The sequence below is a fragment of the Methylovulum psychrotolerans genome, assembly GCF_002923755.1.
GTDB classification, from domain to species: Bacteria; Pseudomonadota; Gammaproteobacteria; order Methylococcales; family Methylomonadaceae; genus Methylovulum; species Methylovulum psychrotolerans.
Genome location: NZ_PGFZ01000028.1, coordinates 1 through 2,504 on the forward strand (window position 1 = coordinate 1; position 2,504 = coordinate 2,504).

Here is a 2,504-nt window from a genome sequence, read left to right on the forward strand (position 1 = left end):
CCGCCGCTCGCTGCGCTGCTGGCGCTCGGACCCGTTGGCGGCGTTCAGGGTCGGCAAGATGCTGGGGTCGGAAAAATACACGATCAGCCGTACAATGGCGACTGGCAGGACTTTCGGGCGGGGGGCGTGTTTCTCGGGGGGCGAAAAATAGCGCGGCGACGCCGGGTTATGCCCGCATTTGTTGCCTGATTTCTTATTGGGTAGGGTATAATCTGCCATTGCCTTCCTATGGTTTGAAGCAGGTTAGGTAAAAAGGAAGCCTGTCTTTTACGGGTGGTACGGGACAGACAAAACGGATTGCGGAAGCCCAAGTGTTCGAGCGCTTGGGCTTTTTTTTTGCCCTTGGTTAACCTGTCCGCGGTAAATTTTTCATGCCATAGTATGCCAGACAGAACGACGCCTTGTCTTTTCAATAAGTCTCAAAAAAGTGGTATAATTCGGTGTCACTAACCCCAGAGATAAGCGGCAATAAGCCGTTTGACCGGGCAATTAAGAAATGACGGTGCCAGAGCCGTCCGTTTGCGGGCCAACGCCCGGATCAGACCCATTCCAACCGGAAGCCTTTTCGGTGGTCTCGGTAACGGCCTGTACGCTTACACCCGATTCGGCCATCAGCAAACGACACAATTCAGAAGCCTTATCGCCAACCCATTCACCCATTATGGCCGCATATGCGTTTTGGCGGTGATACCCGTTCTGCTTGCACCATTTGTGCAGCGAAGCCTCTCAACAGCTTGCTGTGTTTATGAAAACGTTTCCTGATTAGCGTCTTAATCGGCTTTGCCGCAAATCGCGCCGAAAAAACACAAGAGCACCGAGTTTAGGATGCAGCACCATGAAGACCGAATTTACAATGGTATTTATTGCCCGCTGATTAACGTGGTCTTGGGTTACCATTATCGACATTGGTGAATCGGATTGAAGGTTTTACCGCTGACCCGATATCCTGTTTAAGAGAGTGAGCGAGATGACGTACCCGATGCGGCACCCCATTCCGTAACTATGATGGAGTACATTTTAATCATACGCAAACATAACAAGAGCATCAAAACAGGTAAGCCCCTGCAGGCGATAACGGTCACCCATCCTAATGCTGCCAGTATCGACATATAGATTCCGAAGCTGATTAAGCGACACCAGCGGCATACAGGGTATGCCGGCAGATGGAAAAAATAAATAATACGCTTGGTGTTTTGTTTCAGCGAATCCAGTGTGAAAATAGTTTATTATGTCGCTTTATTGGCTTCTGGCTCTATATTTCAATTTTTGGCGGTGTTGTTTAGAGCACAATAACGGCATTAAACCGACTATCAGCAAAAATTAATTGATGCACGTTACAAAACAAGTTGGAAACCCACACTCTTTTTATAAAGGAATAGGTTACACATATCGAATTAACTATAGAGGAATAGGTTACGGAACTACTTAGGAATAGGTTACGACATATATAAAACCGAATTTTCCACAAGCAAATAAAAAATGAAACATAGTGGAATAGGTTACGGATACCCAAAAAATAGGGTGGAATAGGTTACGGATACCCAAAAAATAGGGTGGAATAGGTTACGGAATATTAAATTATGAAATAATCAGAGTCAAAATAAGGAAATTTAATTGCAAATTAAAGCCAAAATAGTGGAATAGGTTACGGATAATCAATAAAATATATCAATATAATATTGATTAACAATGTATTTTTTAAAAAAAATAAGCTCTTATTCTTTTAACCTTAATTAATCTTTATTTAATCGTTTATCTAAACCTAAACCATCCGAAGAACAGTAGCTTTTACAAGGAAGCCATAAAAACAGATAACAATTTAAGATAGTGTCTATCATAAAAAAGTGGATGAAAATAAGTGAGAAAAAGCGTAAATTGATGACCGGTGCACAAAAGGCGAAGGTGGCGGTAAAAGAAGTAAAAAACGGCTAATGAGATAGCCCAAAAGTACGATGTCCACCCGACGCAAGTCGGCCTCTGGAAAAAAGCCTTGCTGGAGAATGCCGGGCAACTGTTTGAGACGAAGCTCGACCCAAAGGCGGTTGCCCGCAAAGCGATCCCGAACGCCTATACGCTAAAATAAGACAGCTCTATATGGAAATTGGACTAGTTGAAAAAAAGTCCGGGATCAGCCATTAAGCCTGCGGCAAACGTGGGTTAACCCTAATGCCGTTTGGCTGACATCGCCCAGTTAACCGTGTATACGGGTAAAGGTTCGAACTGATGTTGCTGCGTCTGTTGGACGAGGAATACAGCCGCCGCCCCTTTTACGGCAGCCGGAAAATGGTGGTTGGCTACGCGCCGAAGGCCATTGTGTCAACCGCAAGCGTGTGCAGCGTCTGATGCGCATCCTAGGCTTAGCGGGGATGGCTCCCGACCCCAACACCAGCAAAAGCCACCCGGCGCACGCGGTTTACCCGTATTTGCTCAGGGGCTTGGGCATTGTCCGCCCTAACCACGTTTGGAGTACGGACATAACCTATATCCGGCTGGCGCACGGTTTT

1 protein-coding gene and 2 pseudogenes are annotated in these 2,504 nt (G+C 45.8%); 1 reads left to right on the forward strand and 2 read right to left on the reverse strand.

The window, feature by feature from the left end:
* Together AADEFJLK_RS22710 and AADEFJLK_RS24820 are read right to left on the reverse strand one after the other, a co-directional pair.
* Nucleotides 1-219 (reverse strand): annotated as a pseudogene (locus AADEFJLK_RS22710) (hypothetical protein); the annotation flags it as partial.
* A 270-nt stretch (nt 220-489) separates the two neighbouring features.
* Nucleotides 490-660, reverse strand: coding sequence for a hypothetical protein (locus AADEFJLK_RS24820; RefSeq protein WP_170065233.1), 171 nt, complete (start codon nt 658-660; stop codon nt 490-492).
* A 1,188-nt stretch (nt 661-1,848) separates the two neighbouring features.
* Between AADEFJLK_RS24820 and AADEFJLK_RS26185 the strand changes: the two are divergent.
* Nucleotides 1,849-2,504, forward strand: a pseudogene (locus tag AADEFJLK_RS26185) (IS3 family transposase); the annotation flags it as partial.

Coding starts and splice junctions, on each gene's coding strand:
- AADEFJLK_RS24820 (WP_170065233.1), bottom strand. CDS start 660: ATGGGTGAATGGGTTGGCGATAAGGCTTCTGAATTGTGTCGTTTGCTG.